Source organism: Tautonia marina (genome assembly GCF_009177065.1).
GTDB lineage: Bacteria > Planctomycetota > Planctomycetia > Isosphaerales > Isosphaeraceae > Tautonia > Tautonia marina.
On record NZ_WEZF01000001.1, the window covers coordinates 620,321 to 644,004 of the forward strand.

At 63.2% G+C, this 23,684-nt stretch carries 18 protein-coding genes and 1 tRNA gene; 8 read left to right on the top strand and 11 right to left on the bottom strand.

Features of this window, described 5'->3' with window-relative positions; all coding sequences use genetic code 11:
- Positions 1-6: 6 nt before the first annotated feature.
- The 6 genes from GA615_RS02315 to GA615_RS02340 form a co-directional block, all read right to left on the bottom strand.
- On the bottom strand, positions 7-900 hold the full coding sequence (locus tag GA615_RS02315) for a hypothetical protein (protein WP_152049626.1): 894 nt from the start codon (positions 898-900) through the stop codon (positions 7-9).
- Positions 901-964: 64 nt separating this feature from the next.
- Positions 965-2,500 (bottom strand): response regulator, encoded by a 1,536-nt coding sequence (locus GA615_RS02320; RefSeq protein WP_152049627.1) that lies wholly within the window; start codon positions 2,498-2,500, stop codon positions 965-967.
- A gap of 9 nt (positions 2,501-2,509) precedes the next feature.
- Complete coding sequence (locus GA615_RS02325; protein WP_152049628.1) at positions 2,510-5,407, bottom strand: hybrid sensor histidine kinase/response regulator; 2,898 nt, start codon at positions 5,405-5,407, stop codon at positions 2,510-2,512.
- Positions 5,404-6,549: a methyl-accepting chemotaxis protein gene (locus tag GA615_RS02330; RefSeq protein WP_161602117.1), complete on the bottom strand. Its 1,146-nt coding sequence runs from the start codon at positions 6,547-6,549 to the stop codon at positions 5,404-5,406. Before GA615_RS02330 ends, GA615_RS02325 begins: the two co-directional genes overlap by 4 nt.
- A 51-nt stretch (positions 6,550-6,600) precedes the next feature.
- Complete coding sequence (locus GA615_RS02335; protein WP_152049630.1) at positions 6,601-7,158, bottom strand: chemotaxis protein CheW; 558 nt, start codon at positions 7,156-7,158, stop codon at positions 6,601-6,603.
- Entirely contained in the window at positions 7,155-7,616 is a 462-nt protein-coding gene (locus GA615_RS02340) for a hypothetical protein (RefSeq protein WP_152049631.1), read from the bottom strand. Before GA615_RS02340 ends, GA615_RS02335 begins: the two co-directional genes overlap by 4 nt.
- A 280-nt stretch (positions 7,617-7,896) precedes the next feature.
- Here GA615_RS02340 and GA615_RS02345 point away from each other — a divergent pair, with 280 nt between their 5' ends.
- From GA615_RS02345 to GA615_RS02375, 8 genes are all read left to right on the top strand, one after another.
- Positions 7,897-10,548: an ATP-binding protein gene (locus tag GA615_RS02345; RefSeq protein ID WP_152049632.1), complete on the top strand. Its 2,652-nt coding sequence runs from the start codon at positions 7,897-7,899 to the stop codon at positions 10,546-10,548.
- A gap of 134 nt (positions 10,549-10,682) precedes the next feature.
- Entirely contained in the window at positions 10,683-11,864 is a 1,182-nt protein-coding gene (locus GA615_RS02350; RefSeq protein WP_152049709.1) for a DmpA family aminopeptidase, read from the top strand.
- Positions 11,865-12,017: 153 nt separating this feature from the next.
- Entirely contained in the window at positions 12,018-12,509 is a 492-nt protein-coding gene (gene crcB / locus GA615_RS02355) for a fluoride efflux transporter CrcB (protein ID WP_152049633.1), read from the top strand.
- Positions 12,509-12,868 carry a DUF190 domain-containing protein gene (locus GA615_RS27985; RefSeq protein ID WP_235905010.1) on the top strand — a complete coding sequence of 120 codons (360 nt, stop codon included), beginning with the start codon at positions 12,509-12,511 and terminating at the stop codon, positions 12,866-12,868. Before crcB ends, GA615_RS27985 begins: the two co-directional genes overlap by 1 nt.
- Positions 12,868-13,215, top strand: a complete 348-nt coding sequence (locus GA615_RS27990) for a DUF190 domain-containing protein (RefSeq protein WP_235905011.1) — start codon at positions 12,868-12,870, stop codon at positions 13,213-13,215. Before GA615_RS27985 ends, GA615_RS27990 begins: the two co-directional genes overlap by 1 nt.
- A gap of 121 nt (positions 13,216-13,336) precedes the next feature.
- Positions 13,337-14,866, top strand: a complete 1,530-nt coding sequence (locus GA615_RS02365) for a fucose isomerase (protein ID WP_152049634.1) — start codon at positions 13,337-13,339, stop codon at positions 14,864-14,866.
- 611 nt (positions 14,867-15,477) lie between these two features.
- Complete coding sequence (locus GA615_RS02370) at positions 15,478-17,313, top strand: DUF1570 domain-containing protein (protein ID WP_161602118.1); 1,836 nt, start codon at positions 15,478-15,480, stop codon at positions 17,311-17,313.
- A 70-nt stretch (positions 17,314-17,383) separates the two neighbouring features.
- A tRNA-Ala gene (locus GA615_RS02375) sits at positions 17,384-17,456 on the top strand.
- Positions 17,457-17,563: 107 nt separating this feature from the next.
- Here the strand turns inward: GA615_RS02375 and GA615_RS02380 are convergent.
- The 5 genes from GA615_RS02380 to GA615_RS02400 form a co-directional block, all read right to left on the bottom strand.
- A complete protein-coding gene (locus GA615_RS02380; RefSeq protein WP_201750081.1) occupies positions 17,564-18,478 on the bottom strand; it encodes a sulfite exporter TauE/SafE family protein in 915 nt (304 codons plus the stop codon).
- A 95-nt stretch (positions 18,479-18,573) separates the two neighbouring features.
- Positions 18,574-19,761 carry an NAD(P)/FAD-dependent oxidoreductase gene (locus tag GA615_RS02385; protein WP_152049636.1) on the bottom strand — a complete coding sequence of 396 codons (1,188 nt, stop codon included), beginning with the start codon at positions 19,759-19,761 and terminating at the stop codon, positions 18,574-18,576.
- Positions 19,762-19,807: 46 nt separating this feature from the next.
- Positions 19,808-20,476 carry a DUF1641 domain-containing protein gene (locus tag GA615_RS02390; RefSeq protein WP_161602119.1) on the bottom strand — a complete coding sequence of 223 codons (669 nt, stop codon included), beginning with the start codon at positions 20,474-20,476 and terminating at the stop codon, positions 19,808-19,810.
- A 129-nt stretch (positions 20,477-20,605) separates the two neighbouring features.
- The gene (locus GA615_RS02395) at positions 20,606-22,009 is read right to left on the bottom strand and encodes an MBL fold metallo-hydrolase (protein ID WP_152049638.1); all 1,404 of its coding nucleotides are present in this window, start codon (positions 22,007-22,009) and stop codon (positions 20,606-20,608) included.
- Positions 22,010-22,261: 252 nt separating this feature from the next.
- Positions 22,262-23,656, bottom strand: coding sequence for a sigma-54 interaction domain-containing protein (locus tag GA615_RS02400; RefSeq protein WP_152049639.1), 1,395 nt, complete (start codon positions 23,654-23,656; stop codon positions 22,262-22,264).
- Positions 23,657-23,684 lie beyond the last annotated feature (28 nt).

Sequence of the window (23,684 nt, forward strand, 5' to 3'; positions counted from 1 at the left end):
GCCGGCTTAATGGTGAGACCCGATTCGCCCGAGCAACCGGGAGATCCGGTTGGAGAGCTGACGCTCCTTCCGTTCCTCCTCTTCCCGCGCATGGACCTCGCTCAGATGTTCGCGGAGGGCCCGGACTCGCTCGCTCGGGGTCAGGTCGGCGGCCGACACCGACGGGACAGCCCGACCAGTGCGCAACTCGGTGAGTTCTGCCTGGTGGCGAAGTCGCTCGCTTTGAAACTCGTTGCGGCACGTGTGGAGTTCTTCGCGGGTTGATTCGAGTTGAGCCTGAAGCAAGGTCACCCGATCATTGAGTCGAGTGGCTTCGGCTTCGAAGGCGGAGAGGCGCCGGCATTCGTCGCGGAGCCGATGATTCTCCTGCTGGAGATCGTTGAGGGCCGAGTCTCCCGCCGCGTTTGTTGCGTCTTGAAGGCGAAGACGTACCCGCGCAAGTTCAGCCTCAAGTTCCTGTCGCTCCTGGTCCCATCCTTGACGATGGGCTTCTAGTTCGTCTCGGAGAGACCCGGCCATCTGTCCATTCGAACCAGGCTGGGTGTGGAGGTCGTCCGATTCGCTGAGGCGATGCTCCAACTCCTCGACCCAGTGATGCAGTTGCTCCCACTCGGCCGATCGGGCCGCCTGAGATTCCTCGATGGCCGAAAGATGTTCCCAAAGGAGGGTGATGGTCTCGTCACGCTCTTCGAGCAGATGAGTCAATTCTTCAATGCGTTGGTTTGTTTCGGTGTCACGCTGTGAGTCGGAGAGTTCTGGGTTCGAATTTGCGGAGGCATCGGTCACTGCGTGGAGTTCCGCTTCGAGCCGCTCGATCTCCTCCTGGAGCAGTGCGACCGTGTCGAGATAGGCCTCTCCGTGCGTCTGGTCGTGAGGATCAAAGGAAGTGGTCGGGTCCATGAGGAGTGCCTCTCGGAGCAGCGTTCATGTCGAGAATTCGGAGTCCGGAATGGGGTCCAAAGGTTCAGGCGAGCACAACGCCTCCCGACGGGGAGAGAAGATGGTCAAGCGTGGCCTTCAAATCCGACTCGGCCAGGGGGCGGTGAAGAATCCCGTCAAGGCCCATCGCGTCGAGTCGTGTCAACTCTTCTTCATCGGAGAGACCGACCAGACCGATGAACCGGGTCGTCTCGGAGGCTTGCACCCGGCAGGCATCGAGGATGGGTTCCTGGTCGGGGCGATCGAGGGCGATGAACACCAGGTCAAACCGTTGACGACGCATCAAGAGCTGGGCACCAATGCGATCTCGGACCAGCTTGAGCTGACAGCCGCAGCCCTCGGGACCAAGGGCCGCCTGAATCATTCGGGCCGATTCGGGCTCGTCGTCAATGACCAGCACGGAGGCGCCGGGCATGGCCGTTCGGCGTTCCAGGAGTCCGGCAAGCTCCAGTCCCCGGGCGATGTCGGCCACTGCGCCGAGAGGCATCCCGATTTGTTCCGCCAGGGCCGAAGTGGTCTGAGTGCCGTCGAACATAGACGCAAGTTTCAATTCCAAGGGGGCCAGGCCGGCTCGGTCGAGGTTACCACCCCTCGGGGTTTGTCGAGCGAAGAGGATCGAGGCGAAGGGATCGAGGTCGGTGGTGGGATCGCAGCGACGGACTCCCTCGACGGCCAGGGCCGGCAGGCTGAGCTGCAACGGAAACGCCTGGAACATCGGTGGGATCGTTGCGTCGGGTTCAAAGAGGAAACGGCCGGGCTCGGCAGTGAGGGCCCAGTAGGTCAGAATCGAGGCTTGCGATCGGAGCAGGGCTCGCAATTTGCGCGGGTCGGTCAGGCTCTTTTCCAGCATTCGGACCAGGCCGGACATCGACGGATCGAGCCGTTCTCCCAGGGTCGCGGCCAGCAAGGGAGCCAGCTCGGCCAGGTCGGCCGGTAAGGCATCGAACAATCGATCCGGGCTGATGGTCGGCGAGCAAACCGCCTGGATGCGGCCGCCACTCAGGTTGAATCGGATCCGGTCCTTGTCGAGTTCGAGTGTCAGTCTGCCCGAGCAAAGGGAGTTGTTCAGGAAGTCAAGGATGGAACGCAAGGGGAAGGTGGACGTCTTGCCCTCGAGGGAGGCATCCGGCTCCTCTCCGACAATCTCAGGCATGGCGCAGCCGGTCTGCTGCGCCCGGACGACCATGGCCCCGACCTGAAGCGCATTGGCCACGCCAGTCTTGAGCAGGTCGGGGGTAAACGGCTTGGGAATTTGATCGACCACATTGGGTAGGTCGGTATAGGACGCAAAGGCGCGATTGCGCATGGCAGAGCTGATGACAACCGGGATCTGCGCCGTCACCTCGTTCTGCAGCAAGGCGCGGCAGACCTCGTCGCCGGTCGTGCCGGGGAGCTGGTGGTCCAGCACGATCAGGTCGGGACGAATCGCCGCGGCCGCCTCGATGCCTGCCTCGGCATTCGGCGCGGTGGCGACGCGATAGCCGGCCTGCGAGAGGTGGCATTCGACCATCTTGAGAATGGTCGGGCTGTCGTCGATGACCAGGATTTGCGGGCTCTCCATGATGGCCCCTCAGGCAGACAGGTTGGGCGATTCGGTGACGACGCCGGGCGAGACACTGCCGAGCGTTCGATGGTGGATCACAGGACCAACGGCGGCGGCGAGTTCTTCAGGATCGACCGGCTTGGGAACGAAGGCGGCGGCTCCGAGCTCGAAGACTCTGCGACGGGTGGCCGGATCGGAGAGCGTGCTGGTCACAATGACCCGGCTCGACTCCAGAACTCCGGTTCGTCGCAGTTCAGCCAGCAAGGCAAAGCCGTCCATCCGAGGCATTTCCAGATCGGTCATCACCAGGTCGAAACGATGGGTCCGCAGCTTGCCGAGCGCTTCCTCACCATCGGATGCCTCCTCCGGAATGAACCCGAGGGCTCGAAGGTGGCGCGAGGCAATCCGACGGACACTGAGCGAGTCGTCCACGACCAGAGCGACCGGCTGTTGACCAACCGGGTCCGGATCGAAGGCGATCGGCGCGTCGCCTTCGCGAGCCAGCCGAAGCAAGCCCGCGACATCAAGTGCAGGGATGACCTCACCTCCGGTCGAGAGACCGGCCCCGGAGATGGCCGGATTGCCGGCCAGCAACGAGCCAAGCGGCTTGAGGACCAACTCCTGAGGACCGTCGATCCCATCGACCTGGAGCGCGACGGCTCGCATCTCGGAGGTCACCACCAGAACGATAGGACACGATTCTCGGGACGGACCGGAGAACCCCAGGACCGGCCCAAGGTCGATCAGCGGAAGCCGGCGGTCGTCGATCCGGGCGATTGGGCCGTTCCCCTGACTTGCCGGCTCGATCGCCGATGCCCGATGCACGGCGTCGATTGCCGAGGTTGGCACGGCGAACGCCTGGCCACGGATGCGAATCACCATCATGTGTTCGAGAGCGATTCGGGCCGGCAAGCGGATGGCCAGCCGCGTTCCTCGGCCGGGCTGCGAGGTCAATTCGACCCGCCCACGAAGGGCCTCGACTTCCCGGGCGACCACGTCCATGCCGACTCCCCGTCCGGAGACGGAGTTGGCCTGGCTCCGGGTCGAGAAGCCGGAATGGAAGATGAGAGCGCTCAGCCGCTCGGCACTGGGTTGCTCGTGTGGGCCGATCAGCCCGAGCCGCCGCCCTTTCTCGGCGATGGCTTCGTAATCGAGCCCGCGGCCGTCGTCTGTGACTTCCAGGACGACGGTATTTCCCTCCCGGCGGGCTTCCAGCGTGATCCGGCCTTCCGGCGCTTTGCCGGCCGATTGCCGCTCGTCGGGAGTCTCGATGCCGTGGCCGACGGCATTGCGGACGACGTGCAAGAGTGGCTCATAGGCTTTATCGAGCATCACGCGATCCGCGCCGGTGTCTTCCCCGATCAAGGTGACGTCGATCGTTCGCCCTTCGATGCGAGCGGCATCTCGGGCAACCCGGATGAGCCGTTGGAACACCCCCCGAACCGGGACGATCCGAATCGATTGCAAGCCGTCCCAGAGCCGAAGACTCAGGCGAGAGAGGTCCTCGGCTTCACTGGCCATGGGAACGGCGGCCTCGCGGGCCGTCGCGGCCAGGACGGCCAGGTCTTCGGCTTGCTCCATCATCCGACGAACCTGAACAGCGAGTTCGTCTTCACTCGGACTGGGGATCGACGTGCATCGGACCGCGTCGACCGGCAAGGCTTCTTCCAGGCGATCGACGCTTCCCCGGAGCCGTTGGCTGCATTGCCGACCTGAGTGGGCGAGTTGCTTCATCCGATCGGCCTGTTCCGACCAGACGCGACGACGGGTGAGCAGCTCGGAACAGAGGTCCATCAACTCCTCAAACCGCGCGACGGGCATCCGAATCAGGCCATCACCATCAGTCAACGACTCGTCCGAGGCGATCGGTTCAGGGGACGTGTGGAGGGGGCCTGGCTCATCCGGGGTGATCGCTCCTGTCGGCTCCGAGGGAGTGGTCCTTTCAGAACCTCGCAGCGCGTCCAGTGTTGTCTCGATCCAGGAGAGGGATTCCTCCAATCGCCCGATCAACGGCCCCTCGGCCGAACCGCCACCCCCCTCGATGGCGTCTTCCAGTTCGTGAATCCGAGTGGCCAGCGTGGTGAGCCCGACGCTTCCCGAGGCCCCTTTCATGGTGTGGTAACAGCGGCCGAGTTCGTGGAGCGTTTGCGAGTCGTCGCCGTGGCCGATTCGGAGGACGAGATCCTGAATCCTGGCGAGCAGGTCCGTCAGGTCTGCGATCAGGATGGTCCGTAATTCGGGATCAAGCTCCAACGCCGCGACCTCAGCGGCTGGGTCGGAGGGTGAAGGGGGCACGGCCGGTGCAGGCTGAGGACCGATCGGAGGCGAAGGGGTTTCGGAGTTCGAGGGTTCGAGAGGGCGGAACGAAGGCGGCTCGGTGGGGGCTTCCGGTTCCGAGGGCGTCTCGTCGATCATTCCCGTGAGGGATCGGATCAAGGCCGCGGCATCAAATCCACCTTGCTCGGCTTGCGGGATTGGGTCGGGTTCCGGGAGCAATTCCGGTTCAGGCTCCTCGGTAGAGCCCCCGCCCACGACCGACGGATCGATGATGGCAAGATACGCTCCCCAATGCTCGTCCGATTCCTGGATGATCCATGCCATCGCCTCCTCGGGATTCCCCTGGGTCAAGCTCTCGGTCAGTCGATCGACCGCCTCCAGGAAGAACGTCCGCAGGGTGTTGATTCCTTCAACGTCCTCGGGGTCGAGACAATCTCCGACCTCGGAGATCAGAACCAGCCTGCCGAGGGCTTCGGCGAGATCCGGTTCTCTGGAGAGGGTCTCGTCCGCCTGGAGTGGCTCGAGCGCATTGCGAACAGCAGCGGGCCACCCTTCGGACGGGGCTTCCGCCGCCGCAAGCTGATCCCGGAAGTGATTGAGCCGATCCACTACGTTGGCGTGTTCCGGCCGGTTCCGTCCTGGCATCATGAGGTTGCCTCGATCGAAAGCGGACGCAGCGACGATTCCGGCCGCCGATTCGAGAGTCGGCGTGCCTGCCCGTTGGTCGAACCCTCAACCGGCTTGAAGTTTGCCACCAGGGTTTGCAAGGTCTGCAATCGCATCGAAAGGGACTGGGCTTCCTGGCGGAGTTGCTTCGTCTCGCCCAGGATCAACTTCGAGATATCGGATACCCGCAGCATGCCCGACACCAGGTCGCGCGCTGCGAGCACCTGATCGTTGGCCGAGTGAGAGATGCCGTCGACCAGTCGGGCCGAGTCCTCGGCCATCCGGCTGATCCGCTCCAGCGCGGAACCGGCTTCCTTGACGCTCCGGGATTCCTGCTCCATCTCCGCCTGTTCCTCGGCCAGGCATCGAATGCTTTCGTGCGTATCGGCCTGGATGGCCTCAACGAGCGTGCCGATTTCTCGGGTGGCGCCCGCGGTTCGTTCGGCCAGCTTGCGAATTTCCTCGGCGACCACGGCGAAGCCGCGGCCGTGCTCGCCGGCCCGGACCGACTCGATCGTCGCGTTCAGGGCGAGCATGTCCGTGCGGTTCGAGACCTCGCTGATCAGCTCGACAATCGCGCCGATCTCGACCGATCGCTCTCCCAGCCGACGGGCCTTCTTCGCGTTCGACTCGACCTGAGACCTGAGGCGGTCCATGCCGGCGATGACCCCTTGAATTTGCGTCAGGCCGAGGCTGGCTTGTTGACGCGTTCGGTCGGTGGCGTCGGCGGCTTCCTCCGCATTTTGAGAGATCCGGTCGATCCGGTCGGACAGGGCCTCGACACTTTGCGTGGTGCGAGGAACGGCGTTGGTTTGCTCGATGGCCCCCTCGGCCATCCGACCGGCCGCCTCGTTCAGGGCCGAGAGGGCTGCCAGGATCTCCGTGACCGAGGCCCGAAGATCCTCCCAACGGTCGGGTGTTGCGTCGAAGGCGAATCGAGATAAAGAGGGGGTAAGGCCGGGATTGCCCGCGCCGGTTTCCCGAGGGGTGGCCAGGCCGCCGATGATTGCGGCTCCGGCCATGCCGACCATCGCACCAACGAGGCCGCCGATCACCAGGCCGACGTTACCTGAAACGACCGCGCTGATGCCCAGGCCCAGACTGACCGCGGTCAGCCCGACCAAGCCTCCGACTCCGAGGAGTGTTCCCAAACGTGCCGTGCCCATGATGCGAACTCACCCGGTCTGAGACCGCTCTTGAAAAACCAGTGACCCCGAAGGTGACGCCGACGGGGAGTTCAGGTGATGCCGGTCGAGTGCGAGGCCGTACCAGCGTTCGATCTCGGATTTCACGCCGAGCCAGGATCGCTCGAGCTCCAGAATCGCATGGGATACCCCACCGGCCTCGATCACACCGGCCGTCTGGAAGCCTCCCGGAAGCTCGACCCAATCTGCCGATCGAAGGGAGCCGGCGACTTCGACTCGCACCCCCTCACGATCAATCGCCAATCCCCAGAGACTTTGATGGGACTTGAGGATTAAAAAGGCTCGTCTTGTCTCGTACTCTCCTGCCGAATGAGCCCGGTTCCGCACGCCGAGGCCAAGGATGGGAACGATCTTCCCCCGGTAGGTCGAGAGTCCGAGGACCTGTCGAGGGCAAAGCGGCAGCGGGATGAGCCGACCGGCGGCGACGATCTCGACCACGCGCTCCAGGTCAACGGCCAGGGGTCTGGAGTCGCTTGAGAACAGGCAAAGCGCATGCGAGGAGCAGGGGGGATCGGCTCCGGTGGTCATGTTCGTGGCTCCCGTTCCGGATCGGTTCGATGGGGGGAGTTGTCCTCATCGGATCGGGAGCGATGAGGGTCTCGATCTCGGGCCCGACGCAACCGCCCTTCGAGACGAAGCGCCAGGGCATCGAGCCGTCGTTCCACCGCGTCGGAATCGTTCGCATCCGAGGATTCGGGTGCGATGGTGGTCGACGGATTCGGGCGACTGGTTGCGGCGGAAGTCGGGCTCGACGGCCTGGGCGCGGTCTGGGCGATCGGTTCGACACCCTCTCGAACGGGAGGGGGGCTCCCGGCCACGGACTCCCGCTCTCTGGCGACGTGGTCCTGGCCGTCTCCTGTGGGAACCGTCTGAGAAGACCCGGTCAGCAGGCGATCGAGTTCCTCGCCGATGGCGGCGTCCAGGGCGTTCCGCATGGCGGAGATGGCCTGTTTCAGAGGGGGAGCCGCAGTGGTTTCGTCCTGCACGAGTGGTCTCCCGTCCTTCGGGGAATGTCTCTTGGCCCTCATGGGCGGGCGGAGTCACACCCAAGCCTAGGGCGCATTTTCCGCCTCGTCGGGAGGGCACGGGGAGAACCGGCGCTTGGAGACCGTCCTGAAATCTATTGACAATTGTCCTGATGTCTCTCACTTGGCTTGAGAAGCCGGAAAGGAATCGGCAATAATAAGAAGAAGATGCCTTGCGTGACGCGGTCTCCTGACCGGGAGGTTGGGCTATGGTCATCCCCCAAGGAGCTCGAACCTTCTCATGACATCGGAGCAGGTGGGAACCCTGGCGTTGCTCAAGCTCGGAAACGCCGACGCCGATCTTGTGTACGCGCTCGATGCGGATGAAGTCCTCCTGGGGCGCGATCCCTCCTCGGACATCGTGCTTCGCAGTCGGATGGTGTCGCGGCGTCATGCCCGAATCGTCCGGCAGGGCCGTGAGTACCGGATCGAGGATCTTGCCAGTACGGGGGGAACCTGGCTCAACGGCAACCGGCTCGATCAACCGGCCCGCCTCCGAGACGGAGATCGCATCCGCCTGGGAGATTGCCTGATCGGGTTCTCGGCCGCCCCCGCCGACCACCCGACCGACTGGGATGCCAACGATGCCACCATCCTCGGCGAACGTGATGCGTCCGGCACCGCCGAGCGCGACCTGATCGACGTTCGGGCCGAGGAAAAGCTCTCGGCGATCCTCGACATCGGCCGAGCCCTGACCGGAACGCTCGATCTCCAGGAAGTGCTCGACCGCACCCTGGAAACGCTGTTCCGGATTTTTCCGCAGGCTCAACGTGGGTTTGTGCTGATGCGGGTCGATGACGAACCCGAGCCGAGACCCCGGGCGATGCTCGTCCGGGGTGATGCTCCGCCCGAGTTCTCGTTCAGCCGAACCGTCTTCGACCATGTGGTCGGACACGGCAAGGCGGTCCTTTGCACCGATGTGCACGAGGATGTGCGATTTGCCGGGAGTGCCAGCATCGACGAGGCTCAGGTCCGCACGATGATTTGCGTGGCCTTGCGCGATCATCGGAATCGGCCCGTGGGGCTCTTGCAGTTGGACACCAGCGGAGCGGGTGAACGGTTTCAGCGGGAAGACCTGGATCTGCTGGCCGCCGTGGCTGGTCCGGTAGGGGTGGCGATCGACAACGCTCGACTGCTGCGAGAGGCGGGGCGTCGTCAGCGGCGTCTGGAGTTTCTCGCCGAGGTGGGGGCGGTCCTTTCCTCCTCGCTGCAATATGAAACGATGCTCAACGGACTCGCTCGGCTGATGGTTCCTTATCTGGCCGATCTCTGCCTGATCGACCTGATCGCCGAGGATGGCTCGGTGCGTCGCATCACCTCGCGTCATGCGGAGCCGAGCCGCCAGCCGCTCGCGGACCGCTTGCTTCAGGGCGAAGCCAGGGGAAAGGGGGATCGCTCGTGGTGGGCCCGGGTCGTGAGTGAGGCCCGACCCGGAACGAACGAGATCGACGAGTCAACGCTCCACGCCCTCTTTCCTGATCCTGAGCAACGAGCGGTCGCCGATCGCTTGAAAGTGCGTTCTCATCTGGGGATTCCGCTGGCTGTTCATGGTCGGATGCTGGGAGTTCTCTCGCTGATCGGTCTCGGAGCCCCTCGCCGCTACGACCCGTCCGATCGGGCGCTGGCCGAGGAGGTCGCCGTCCGGGGCGCTCTGGCGATTGACCATGCCCGGATTTTCGAGGTCGCTCGGATCGCTCGGGAAGAGGCCGAGTCGGCCAACCAGGCCAAGGACCGCTTCCTTGCCGTGCTGAGTCACGAGCTGAGAACACCCCTGACCCCGGTGCTTGTGACGGTCACGTCATTGCTCGACGGCGAAATTGATCCGAGGCTTCGCTCGTTGTTGCTCATGGTTCGCAGGAATATTGAGCTGGAAGCTCGATTGATTGATGACCTGCTGGACTTGACCCGGATTTCCCGGGGAGAACTCCGGATTGAGCGGCGACCGATCGATGCTCATGAGGTCATTCGGCAATCGATCGAGATCTGCAAGGAGGCGATCGAGGCCGCCCAGTTGCACCTGACCGTGGACCTGGACGCCGAAAACCATCAGATCGAGGGGGATTCCGACCGGGTTCAGCAAGTCATTTGGAACCTCTTGCAAAACGCCGTTCGGTTCACGCCGTCGGGCGGTCGAATTACGATTCGATCCTTCAATGCTCCGGTGCTGAACGCACAGGATGGCGCCTCATCGCTGATCATCGAGATCCGAGATAGCGGCATCGGGATTGAGCCCGACCGCCTGGAGCGAATCTTCGAACCCTTTCAACAGGGGAATAACCCTCCGCAGCGTCGTGCTCCGGGGCTGGGGCTGGGGCTGGCGATCAGTCGATCGCTGGCCGAGGTGCATGGCGGAACCCTGAAGGTCGCCAGTGACGGCCCAGGTCAGGGATCGACCTTCACGGTCGTGTTGCCCACGCTTGGCAACTCGGCGGCCCTCGAACCGATGCTGACGCCCATCCCGACCGCTCAGCCGGCCGCTCCACTGCAGATTCTTCTGGTGGAAGACAATCGAGACACACTCAGTTCCCTGGCCCGGGCGCTCCGAGCCAAGGGGCACCGTGTCCTGACCGCTTCGGACTGCCTCGCAGCCCGTCGAGCCATCGAGGAGTATCAACCCGACCTGTTGCTCAGCGATATCGAACTGCCCGACGGTTCCGGACTTGAGTTGATGCGAGAGCTTGTTCGATCGACACGCATTCCCGGCATTGCCATGAGCGGTTATGGCAGCGAGGAGGATATTCGCCGAAGCGTTTCGGCCGGATTCACCGAACATCTGATCAAGCCGATCACGGTCTCCGGAGTCGAGCTTGCGATCCGTCGCTCGATCCTGGCTCGCGATTCCGCATCAGGACCAGACCATCCGCCGAAGGGGTCGTCGTCCTCGGCTCCATGAGGCATGATGGGGATGGTTCCCTTCGCCCGTCACCGGTCGAGTGAAGCCCGGCAGGACGGCTGCAATCCCAATCGGGCAAGGGAAGTGAGTCATCCCTCATGGTGTTGGGAACGGTCGGGTTGCCAGGGAGCATGATGGTGAATCTCGCGATGGGCTGGCTGGTGATGGTCCTCTCCGTGATGATGATGGGTTCCACCGACGAACCTCGCCCAAGGGCCCGAGATCTGGGCCTTCGCCCCGGTGTCTTCCCGACTGGCCCTCAGAATGCCATCACCGATGTTTCCGGGGTTCTCGTGGGTCAGGTAACACTCGTTGAGGGAGACGACGTTCGCACGGGAGTGACCGCCGTCTTGCCGCACGGAGGCAATCTCTTTGCCGAGAAAGTGCCCGGCGCGGTGTTCGTCGGCAACGCATTCGGTAAGCTGGCCGGATCGACCCAGGTCGAGGAACTGGGCACGATCGAGACGCCGATCGTCCTGACCAACACGCTTTCCGTAGGGACGGCCATCGAGGCGGTGGTGCGTGAAACACTCCGTCATCCGGACAACGCCACCATTCGGTCGGTCAACGCCGTCGTCGGCGAAACCAACGATGGCGGCCTGAATGACATCCGAACCGGCCACATCACCGCCGAGCATGTGCAACGAGCCCTTCGGGATGCAACCGATGGTCCTGTGAGCGAAGGGAGTGTCGGGGCGGGCACCGGCTGCGAGTGCTTCGGCTGGAAGGGGGGGATTGGGACCTCGTCTCGTGTGCTGCCCGAGCGGTTCGGAGGCTGGCGAATTGGCGTTCTGGTTCAGGCGAACTACGGTGGCGTGCTGACAATCGGCGGGGCTCCGGTGGGCCGTCGGCTGGGCCGTCACCCGTTTCAGGAACCGGATGAAGCGGGGAACGCGGGGGAATCCGGCTCCTCCGCGGATGGATCTTGCATGATCATCGTTGCGACCGATGCGCCGATCGCCGCCCGCGATCTGAAACGATTGGCCGCTCGGGCCGTGTTTGGTCTGGCTCGGACCGGATCGTCCTACAGCCACGGCAGCGGAGATTACGCCATTGCCTTCTCCACCGCTCCGACCCTCCGCGTCAGGCCCGGTGATCAACAGCCACAGATTCGCTCGGTGCTTCCGTCCGAATCCGTTTCTCCGCTGTTCCAGGCCGCGCTTGAAGCCACCGAGGAGGCCGTATACAACGCCTTGCTCCAGGCGAGTACCACCACTGGCCGGAACGGTCGAACGGTCGAGGCGATTCCGATCGAACCGCTCCGAACACTTCTCCGCGAACACCGCCTGATTGACGACCCGCGTGATTCCCCTTGATCCTGCCGACTCGTTGTGACGCCGAAACCCGAACGGCTTCGATCACGACTGTTGCTCCCTCTGCGGGGCTCCTCTTGACGAATCCGGGGAAGGTGGGTCAGCCTTGGCAGTTGAACCGTCCGGGAAGGTCGAGTCGTACGCGGAGTCAACTGAGTGGAGAAACTGATTCAGGTCGGGCTCCTCTCGCTGGGAGGTGCCTGCGGGGTCAACATCCGGTTCTGGTTCGGACTCTGGATCACGCGATGGTCGGGGCATCAGTTCCCCTGGGCGACGCTGCTGATCAATGTGACGGGTTCGTTTGCGATTGGTGTCCTCACGGTCCTCCTTGCTCGATGGCTGCCCCACCCAAATCATCGGCTCATGCTGATTACGGGGCTGCTGGGAGGCTACACAACCTATTCCTCCTTCGCCTTCGAATCGCTGATGCTCTGGGAACGAGGCGAACGAGTTCAGGGGATGCTTTACGTCGGCTCCACGGTGGTTGTCGGCTTCCTGGCCGTGGCGTTGGGAGTGGCCCTGGCCCGTGGGTTGACCATTTCGGAACATGAACGCGCCGCGAAGAGCGACACCCTGCCACCGGGCAATGCCGCGACGACGGACCAGCCTCGTGTCGAGGGTGAAGGGGAGGCGAGGGAGATTCCGTGATGCTTCCGGTCGATGCCACCTTGCTCAGGCTTTACGTTCACAACGATGATCGCGCCCTTGGCCGACCGCTTTATGAGGCGGTGGTTGAGAAGGCTCGGGGGATGGGATTGGCCGGTGCCACCGTTTTCACGGCCGAACTGGGCTTCGGTTCGGATCGTCAGGTGCACGACTCCCTGAGCGAATATACTTTCCTGGGCGCTCCGGTGGTGATCGAGGTGGTCGATTCGTTGGATCGCCTCGAATCGCTCCTGGTGGAACTCGCGGGCATGATCGGCCCAGGGGTGAAACTGCTCAGCACGCTGAGCCCGGTTCGGGTTGTCCGAGACGTCTCTCCTTCCGAGCAGCCTGGAGCCCTCTGATGCCCCTCGAAGGCGATGCGCAACGCGTGAGCGTCTACATCGGAAGCTCAGACACCTGGCACGGCACCAACCTTGCCGTTGCGATTGTCGAGCGGTGCAGGGCCCTCGGAATTGCCGGAGCGACGGTCTCGCGCGGGGTCATGGGCTACGGCCGGAATTCCCGGATTCATCGTGCCCAGATGCTCGGCCTCTCCCAGGATCTTCCCGAGCGGGTCGAAATCATTGACCGGGCCGATCGGATCGCCACCTTGCTGCCGATTCTCGATGAGATGGTGTCCGGTGGCCTGGTGGTCGTCGAAGACCTGCGCGTGGTCCGAGATCGGCATCATCCGAGCCAGCCGGACTGAAGGCGGGCGGGGATGGCGGTGATCGCCTTCCTGTGGCAAGATCGGGCGGAGAGGATGGTGCCTCAACCACCGCTACATCGGTTTGCCGCACGATCGGCATGCATCGGGGAGTGACGGTCCAATGTCGCGCAAGGTCGCCGTGTTCTGGCCAGGGGATTATCGGGCCAAGCCGAACGAATGGGCAACACCGCAATTCGAGGAGGCCCGCGCCCGGCTCGAAGCCGCCCTGCGCAAGCTCGGCCGCGAGCCGTATCTGGTCGAGGGGCCGATCACACGTCCCCACGAGGCGATCGAACGGCTCGGGCCGATCGATGACCCGATGATCGGCCTGTTCGTCCACTGGGCCTACGCCCCTCATACCGTCGATGGCGTGGTAGGCAAGGGGAATCCGCTCCTGCTGGCCTCGAATTTCTCGGGCACCTGGCCGGGCCTGGTGGCGTTGCTCAACACGGCGGCCTCGCTGGAGAGTGTCGGCCGGCCCGCCTCGCGGATCTGGTCCGACGCCGCCGACTGGACTGCCGACGCGAGCTTCATGGATCACCTCGCCCAGTGGTGCGAGGCGGGGCGAATCGACCACGATACCTCCGAGATCCACGACCAGTGCTCCGTCTCTGAGCAGGCTGGTTCGACCGCCCGGACGGTCCTGGACGAGATTCGGCGCCGACGGATTCTCGCCCTCATGCTCGGCGATACGTCGATGGGGATGATCAACGGCTATTTCGGCCCCCGCGTCCTCGCGCCGCTGGGGTTCAGCGAGCACAAGGTGGACCAGGCCTGGCTCATCGACCGCGTGAGCCAGATCGACGACCACCGCGTGGACGACGCCTTCAAGTTCGTCCGCGATCGGGGCGTGACCTTCCACTGGGGGGAACCCGACGCGCTCGACTTCACCGAAGATTCGACCCGCGAGCAGCTGCGCGGCTACCTGGCCGTGCTCGACCTCGCGGCCGAGTTCCAGGCCGACTGCATCGGGTGGCAGTATCAGCTCGGTCTGCTCAACTTGCTTCCTCCGAGTGACTTTGCCGAAGGCTTGCTCAACTCTCATGCCCGTCCCGAGGGGAACGGTCATCCCTTGATCACCGCGACCGAGGCCGATCAGGGGAGTCTCGTCCCGATGGAGCTGATGAAGCGCTTGCTGGAGGCCAAAGGGTTGCCCGGCGCGGTCATGTTCCACGACGTGCGCTGGGGGGCCAAGCACGAGGGGCGGTTCCTCTGGGTCCTGCTCAATTCCGGCAGTTGCTCGGCGTATGCGTTCAATCACGACGTGAATTCCCTGGCCGGAGTGCACAGCTACCGCCAGCCGAGCGGCTACTTCCCGGTTCCAGGCGGCACGTTCGCGGGGGTAAGCTTGCCGGGCAAGATCACCTGGTCGCGTGCCTGGATCGACCGCTTCGGTCAGCCGGTGCTTGATGTGGGGCGGGGAGAGTCGGTGTCCTTGCCCGACGATGTCCGCGAGTCGTGGTGGCAAGGGACAACCCGCCAGTGGCCGTTCATGGCTGCCGACCTGGGATGCTCAATGGAAACGATCATGGCCCACTACATGAGCAACCACGTCGCCGTCGCCTATGGAGACATTTTCGGTGAGCTGATTGCGCTGGGCCATGCGCTCGGTTTCCGGGTTCGTGTGCTGTCCAGCGGCATCCCAGCCTGACGATTCTCCGGGACCTGGAAGCTCGATCGCCTTTCGCAGACTGTGTGAGTGCCAACGGACGGGTTCATCACAGGGGAGCGGAAGGCGATCGAACACTCGGGCGAATGAGACTTTTCGGAGACCCGGAGCCCGACCGATTTTAGCGTCACGATCGATCCCTATGGCTTCCGGAGTCGAAGAAGAACAACAGGGAATTGCCACCTCGGGTTTTCATCTCCGTGCCACGGGCGGTAAGCTGGAGAATCCCGGCGAGCAGATCGGCCCGTACTTCGTCAGGTTATGAGGAGGGTCCCGCGTCGATGAGCGACGCCACCGCCACCCGTTGCGACTTGTGCGCGAGCCGGCTTGTTGCAAGCCGGCCGGGAGCGTTGAATCCGTCCGTCTGTCCTCAGTGCGGTTCCGTATTCCCGTCTGCAACCTCCAGAACCCGCACCGAGCGACTCCGGCGAGAGAATGGGTTCGTTTCGTTACCGGCGAGTTCCGAGGGGGTCCGACCCGCCGACCGGGCGTCGGATGGCCGTCGCACTCCTGTCGATCCGGTCCGAAAGCGCAAGCGCCGATCCCACCCTTCCGAATCGTTCGACCCCGCCTCGCTCCGGCGATCCGCCCGGTTGCGAGGCATTCGAGAAGCGGGCCTGCTCGTTTCGCTGGTTGCGGTCATGGCCGTGACGGCCTATTACTGCTGGCTTGGTACCGTCGACTCCAGCCGGGTTGACCTGGCAATGTTGCGGGAGAGCCCCTCTCCAGCGGACGAGCGATCGGCAGCGCCGGTCGAGACCAGGAACGCGCAGGCTGGCCGGCTCCGATCGGGTTCAAATCGTTCGTTCTGGGGCGACTCCGGCGTCTGGGGCAATGCTCCTGTCTCGTCTGCGATCGGGGAGTCGTCCCCGTTGCCTCGGAAGCGGAGGGAGGGAGTCTCGTCCCCCGAGCCCAAGGCATCACCGAGCCCTCCCTCGGTCCAGGCTCCCGAGGATGGCCCCCGACTCCCGATCCGATCGCCGCTGCCGGACGCTTCCCTGGAGCTGACCCAGATCGAGGACTTGCCGACGCTGAGGCTGCCGATCGATCTTTCCGGGATCTCGCCGGCCTCGACCGCGGCCCCATCAACCCCCGCACCGCTGCCCAAGGGGCCTTCCGCTCCGGCAGAGCCAGTCCGGATGCTTGTCGGCGACGCCTCCGGACGAGTTCTTGTCAGTCGCCTCTATGCTCGAGGTCCCAGTGGCCCCGTCGTGCAGCTTCCTGACGGTTCGCTGGGATGGCCCGAAGGCGAAGTCCTTACCGATCGACCCTTTCGGCCCTGGTCGGCGCGACAGATTGCCAACTCATTTCGAAACGGCCGCGAGCAGACGTTTCGCGTCATTGAACGCTCGCCCTACGTCGTCCTGACCGAGGGGAGCAACGCCTTCGGCGAACAGGCGGCGGACCTCCTGCAAGCACTCTACCACGATTTGGCCGCCTGTTTCGAAGACGGCGGCATTCCCGTCACCGAGCCTGAGTTTCCGCTCGTGGCCGTGATCTACCGAGACGAGGCCGCCTTCCGTCGCTATCGTCCCGTCGATCCCGATGTCCGCGCGTACTACGAGGTGGCGTCGAACCGGATCATCCTTTACGAATCGTCTCCGCAGGACCTCCGTGCCCCAGAACTGGCTGCCCTGAGCCGTCCCCAGACGATCGCTCACGAAGGGATTCACCAGATCCTCCAGAACATTGGCGTTCAGCCTCGACTGGCGGATTGGCCTCCCTGGCTTGTTGAGGGCCTGGCCGAGTATTATTCACCGACGGCACCGCCCGACTCCTCCGAGGGACCCCGATCCGCCTGGGGAGACTACGGCCGCGCCAACTTCGGCCGGGTCAACCCGTTGCACATGGCCACCTTGATCGACCTGCAGGACCCTTCCGCCCTGCTGGCCCATCTCAGGGGGCCCGGGCCGAGCAAGGTTTCCCCTGCCTGGGCCAGCCTTGGCCCCGAGGAGCCCTGGGTCACGCACTTGATGCTTCGCTCGGAGCTCTCTCCGACCGACTACGCGCTGGCCTGGTGTCTGACCCATTACCTCGCCCGCAACCATCCCGACGCGTTCCGATCGTATCTCCTCGCGCTCGCCCAGCGCCCCCCTCTGGAACCTCGTACTCCGAAACAGCATCTCAAAGAGTTCATTGAGGTTTTTGGGGTGCATCCCTCGACCCTCGCCCACCGGATCGATCGCCACCTCTCCTCGCTTCGCTACGACCAGGTCCCCTACTACGCGGTACGATTCGAGCAGATGATGCCCTCGGGCCTGACCCGTCGCGGAACGCTGGTCAGTCCTTCGCCAACCATGATTACCCAGTGGCTCCAGGCCCAGACACTTCCCGACGGGGCTCCACTACTCTGGTGGGCCGCCCCCTTCGCCTCTCGTAACCTCGCCCGCCTCTCCTGCGAATCCTGGCTTCTGCATCAGTTCCCTTGACGCACTCAATCCCCCTTGTCAACCACTCTCCCTTACGTCACAATACTCTACCAGTTTCACCCGATCGTTTGGGGACGTAGCTCAACTGGGAGAGCGCCTGCCTTGCACGCAGGAGGTTGCCGGTTCGACCCCGGTCGTCTCCACTGTCAGTAAGAGGGAATGGGTGGAACGCGGTTGTTTTAAATGTGACGTATAGTGGCTTTCGTCTCGGAAGATGAACGCTGAGTGACGAGCGACGTTTGAGCTCGGTTCACATGAAGCGTTCCAGCACGATATAAGCGGCGACGGCGAGGATCGCTCCGGCAAAGACCTTCTGAAGCCGGGGGCCGGAGAGCTGTCGGCCGAGACGGGTTCCGAGCACCATGCCGAGCAGGCCTCCCACAATAAATTGAGTGGTGATGCCCAGCGGTAACGGTCTGCCTGCCACCAGCAGAGAGCCCACTCCCGATGCACCAATCAGGGCGATCACCAGCAGCGAGGTGGCCACGGCGCGGTGGACTCCCATGCCGCTGAACAGGACCAGCGCTGGGACGATCACGAACCCGCCACCGACCCCGAACAGGCCGGACAGAACCCCTGTGACCAAGCCCACTCCGGCAAGCAGCATCGCGCATCGGGTACTCATTGTCAGACGACCCGAGGGATCGCGGCGGCAGGTCGGGCCGGGCTCGTCGCTCGGGATCGGTTCGAAGCGGGCACGGACGGCGAGCGAATCGGCAGGCCGAGAATTGGCCTTGAACCACATGCGAGACGCGACCAGAACCATCAACCCTGAAAACAAGAGTAGCAAGAGAGGGCCCGGCAACTGGCCATTCATCCAGGAGCCGATCGGGGCCCCCGCCATCCCCGCGACCGCGAAGATCAGACCCGTGTGGACTTCGACCTCACCGGATCGGAGCCGCTGGAAAAAGCCGAACAGGGCGGTTGCTCCCACCGCCGCGAGCGAAATGCCGACTGCCTCATTCGGACGGATGCCAAGCCCGTAGACCAGAAGCGGCACGGCGAAGATGGAACCGCCTCCGCCCGTCAGCCCGAGCGAAAAGCCTACGATCGCGCCAAACGCCAAGCTCAGGACAAGCTGAACGGGATCGCTCACATTCGAGAGCATCTCCGGCGCAATCGTTGCCAGGGCCACGGCCGCGACGATCGAACGCACGACGATCACAGGACGATCTCCTCGCGAACAGGGACACCACCGTCACAACCGACTTGAGCTCGGGCTGCCCGATCCGATCGGGCGACCCGAGGATTCTGCGCTGTTCAGACCCGACCTTTGAGCATGCCATGCCAGTAAAGCGAGGGAAGACCTGCCTTCTTCAACAAGAACATGCTGAATCGCTCTTGCGACTGGTCGAAAGGAAAAGTCTCGGCAGGCTTTTTGTCATAATCGAACTCGGCCATGATCAAGCTGTTGTATCCTGTCACGACCGGACAGGATGTGTAGCCGTCGTACGAGGCGGTGGGAACCTCTCCCTTCATGCAGTTCATCAGGTTCTCGACGAGCACGGGAGCCTGCTTGCGAATGGCGGCCCCGGTCTTGGAAGTCGGCAAGCTTGACGCATCGCCAATCGCGAAAACGTTCGGAAAACGAACATGGCGAAGTGAAAACTTGTCGACATCAGCCCAGCCTTCAGCATCGGCCAGGGGACTCTGAGCGATGAAGTCGGGAGGGCCCATCGGCGGGGTGACGTGGATCATGTTGTAGTTCAACACGACCTCGTCTCCCGTGTCGAGCTTGCGGAAGACGGCCTCCTTGCGGTCAGCGCGGATCTCGATCAGGTTGTGCTTGAACAGGGGTTCGATCCCTTTGCGGGCAACGACCTTTTCGAGTGAGGTGGCGTAGGGTTCGACCGCGAAGATCCGAGGAGTACCGGTGGCGAAGATCAGCCGAGATTGGTTCCGAACCCCCGAGCGTTGGAACGCTTCCTCTGCCAGGTACATGATCTTTTGAGGGCCGCCTCCACACTTCACCGGGCCGGAGGGTTGGGTGAAGATGGCGGTTCCGCCGCGGAATTCTTGAATGCTTCGCCAGGTGCTCGGCACGGTCTTGATGTCGTAGTTGCTGCACACACCGTCATGACCAACAGCGTCGCGCAGTCCTTTCACCTTATCCCAGTTGATCTGGATGCCGGCGGCGACGATGAGCCAGTCGTAGGTAATGATGTCGCCATTCTTCGTAGTCACCCGGTGCGTGTCGGGGGCGAACGTCGAGACGGCATCCTTGATCCAGGTCGTTCCTGGAGGAATGAGATCGGCTTCCTCTCGTTCCGAGTCTTCGGGCTTGTAAATGCCACCACCGACCAGGGTCCAGAGGGGCTGGTAGTAATGTTTTGTCGAAGGCTCAACAATCGCCACGTCCAGCGAGGGGTCTTGCTGGCGCAACCGCGCGGCCACAGTGATCCCAGCGGTCCCACCACCGACAATGAGGATCTGATGATGTCGTTCCACGATCCGATCTCCCGTCATGGATACTGTTTGCGGGGCAGGGCAGGGGTTAGTCGTCGGAGGGGGTGGCGAGATTCTGGCCGAAGCACCGACCGACCTGGACCAGGAAGCTCAACGACCGTCTAACGTTGGGATCGCCAAGCGCTCGAATGAGACCGACCGGCCCGATCTGCTCCGGAGTCTTGGTCGAGCATGTGTTCTCATGACAGGTCGCCAGCGCTCGTCCTGTCTTGCCGACGACTGCCAGAGCGTGCGGTTCCAGCACATCGGAGCGGAGCAGGATGCCAAGCCGTTCCAGTTCGGCTTCGCTCACACGCTGCCCGAGCCAGAGCAGGGCATGAATGCCCTGCCGAAGGCTCGTCTCAACATCAATTCCCTGGGTCACGAGGGTCGCGGCGTACTCGTCAAGGGTATCGACGACGACCGCAAGCAGCCCAGGAAGCTGATCGAGTGTTGCCAGGGTCTGTTCGAGTTGACCTGCTCGATCGAGCAGGCGTTCAAGGGCCCGAGAGGTCTCGTGATCGGTCAGCCGCTCGGCCAAACGGAGTAGATGGCCGAGCCGTTCATCCGGTCCGGTACCGGTTGCGGTGAGCTTCCGGCACGATTCGTCGAGCGCATCGACGGCGGTGGCCATCAACGGGGGAGCCTCATCGGCGAGTCGTTCCAGGCGGGAGACGACGCGATCGATGTGCTCGACCCGCTCCAGAAGACGAGCCATCACATCGACTCCCGCCTCACTGGTGGCTTCGTGCAGCCCTCGTCCCTCGGACGGTTCATTTGAGTTCATGATTCTGGTTCGTTCGTGGAATGGGTCGAGGATGAAGGGTGCCGCAAGGTTCAGGCGGCCTCAGCTGCCCACCGACTCGGTGGGAGCGTTCGAGGCAGCCCATGCCTTGTAGCCGCCGACGAGGTCGGTGACCCGGTCTCGGCCATGCCTGCGGAGAAGGCTGGCGGCGATCGACGATCGGTATCCTCCCTGACAATGAACGACGACGTCACGATCGGCCGGAACCTCGTCAATTCGTTCAACCAGGTGGCCAAGGGGAATGTGTAACGATCGTTCGATTCGGCCGGCGTCGCGCTCTTTCTCCGAGCGAACATCGAGGATGACTGGAGCCTGGTCGCTTGCGAGGTGCTCGGCCAGTGCCGGAGCGGTGATGCGGGGAGTCGAGCGAAGCAGGTCGTCCCGGCCGTCGAGGGCCCCCATGCCTCCCTTGAGGTAGCCGGCGGCGTTATCGAAGCCGATCCGCCCCAGCCGCATGATGGCCTCCTCCTCGTCACCGGTCTCAGCGATGACCACGATCGGGCGATCATGGCTCAGAACCGTGCCGCACCAGGTCGCATACTGCCCCTTCAAGCCCACATTGATGGCCCCGGCCAGGTGGGCCCCTTCGAAGTCGGCGGCTTCTCGGACATCGAGGACCTGGGCTCCCTCGTCTCGAATGCGGAGGAATTCGTCAAGATCGAGGGGCCGAAGGGCTCGCTTCATCGTCTCGTCGAGGCTCGATCGCTCCTTGCGGTTCAGGATCGCGTCGTGAACGAAGTAGTCGGGGGCGTCGGGCTGGTCAACCTCGACCAGCTTGATGAACTGCTCCTTACTCATGGGCTGTAAGGCATAATTGTATTTCTTCTGTTCGCCGATGGTTGAAACCCGCTCGGTGCTGAGCTGCTTGCCACAGAGCGAACCCGCGCCATGGGCCGGATAGATGAGGGTTTCGTCAGGAAGTTTGACAAGCTTATTCGTGATTGAGTTGTAGAGCATTTCGGCCAGTTCGTCGGCGGTGACGCCGATGGAGGCGAGCAGGTCGGGGCGGCCCACATCGCCGATGAACAGTGTGTCGCCGGTCAGGACCGCGTGGGGTTGCGTGTCGCTCTTGGTCAGGTCGTAGGCGAGAATCGAGATCCCCTCGGGAGTGTGGCCGGGAGTCTCCAGAATTTCCAGGCGAACGTCGCCAAATTCAACTACATCGCCATCCTTGACGGGTGTGAAGTCGTATTCGGCCTCGGCGCGAGATCCAAGATAGATATGAGCCCCCGTACGGTCGCGCAACTCGATATGCCCGGCGAGGAAGTCGGCGTGGAAGTGCGTCAGAAACACATACCGGATCGACCAACCGTTCGCCTCGGCGTCGCGGACGTACTGATCAATGTCGCGCTGCGGGTCGACCACCGCGGCGATTCCCGTACGCTCGTCGACGATCATGTACGAAGCATGAGCCAGGCAGCCCAGGTAGTATTGCTCGATTTTCATGGTCGGACTCTCTCCATCGACGCTCCCCAGCAGGAGCGTCCCGAAATTCCGGGCAACGTGATCCGTGGTCTCGAACGACGAAACACGTCAAGAGCACGAATCGGGCCAAGGCTCGGATGGCTGTTGGGGAAATTGGTGTAAGTTTAGGTGGAGTCTGGAGATGAAAAATTCGATCAGCGGCGGTAATGCCCGAAAACGGTGAAATGGGTCCGCGTGTTAAGCGTGGGGGTGTTAAGGTGTTAAGTTGGCGCGCTAACCTGAAACAGAGGCTGCATCGATCGCGTACTTGCGGATCTTTTTCCAAAGGGTGACGCGGCTGGTGCCGAGGAGCCGGGCGGCTTCGGTCCGATTCCCTCGAGTCTGATCAAGGGCTTCAAGGATGCGGCGTCGTTCTGCTTGATCGGCAGGGCTCAGGGGAATGGAATCGGGAGGGGGCGTCCGTTCCGAGGGTTGTTCGGTGCGGACCTCGATGGGCAGGTCGAGCAGGGTGATGGTGTCGCCGCTGACGGTGACGAACGCGTGTTCCAGAGCGTTCCGAAGTTCTCGAACGTTCCCCGGCCAGGGGTAATTCATCAGGGCCTGAAGGGCGTCGCGGGCGATGCCTCGAACGGGTCGATGATACTCTCTCGAGAGTTGGTCGATGAAGTGGCGGACAAGGAGAGGCAGATCCTCTCGCCGCTCGCGGAGGGGTGGTAATCGGATTTCGAACACATGAATGCGATAATAAAAGTCTTCGCGAAAGGCTTGCGAAGCGACCAATTCTTTCAGGTTCTTGTTCGTTGCCGTGATCAGACGGACGTTGACGCGGGTTGGAGCGTCAGCCCCAACGCGACGGATCTCCCGTTCCTGCAAAACCCGAAGCAATTTCAACTGGAGTAGGGGGGAAACGTCGCCAATCTCATCGAGGAACAAGGTGCCGCCTTCGGCAGCCTGGAACAGGCCGATCTTGTCTCGGTCGGCGCTGGTGAAGGCCCCCTTGACATGCCCGAACAGCTCGGATTCGAGCAGCGTTTCTGGAATTGCCGAACAATTGATGGCGAGAAACGGACGGTCCTTGCGGTTGCTCAGCGAGTGAATCGCACCGGCTGCCAGTTCCTTCCCGGTGCCGGATTCACCGGAAACGAAGACGGTTACGTCGCTGTGCGCGGCCAGCCGGATCCGGCGGAAGACTTCCTGCATCGGAGTGCTGGCACCGACGAGCTTGCCGAAGGCGTCTCGATTCCGCGTTTGCTCTTCCAATAACGCGATGCGTTCGTTGGCCTGAAGAAACGGCGTGAGGTCAGAGAAGTTGCAAACGGCCCCGGCAACCTGGCCGTTCGCCTCGTGAATCAGGCGAACGCTGCCGTGGATGGACACCTCGCGGCCGTCCTTGGCCATGAGCTTGCATTCCTGATGGCAAGTGCCGGTTGTTGCGTCGCACGAGCCCTGGAGCAGCTCGGTGAGTGCTGCGAATCCCTTGCAGTGCGCTCCTTCAAAGAGCCGGCACGATTGCCCGACGACCTCCTCACTGGCGTATCCGGTGATCCGTTCGGCCCCCCGACTCCAGGCCACAATGCGGCCCGAGGCGTCGACGGTGAACACGCCGTCGGCCATCTCATCGACGATGGTGCTCAGGAGGCTCGGGTCGCGTCGGAAGTCGAGGTCCATGACCTTCCTCGGAGAGGGGGGACCGATC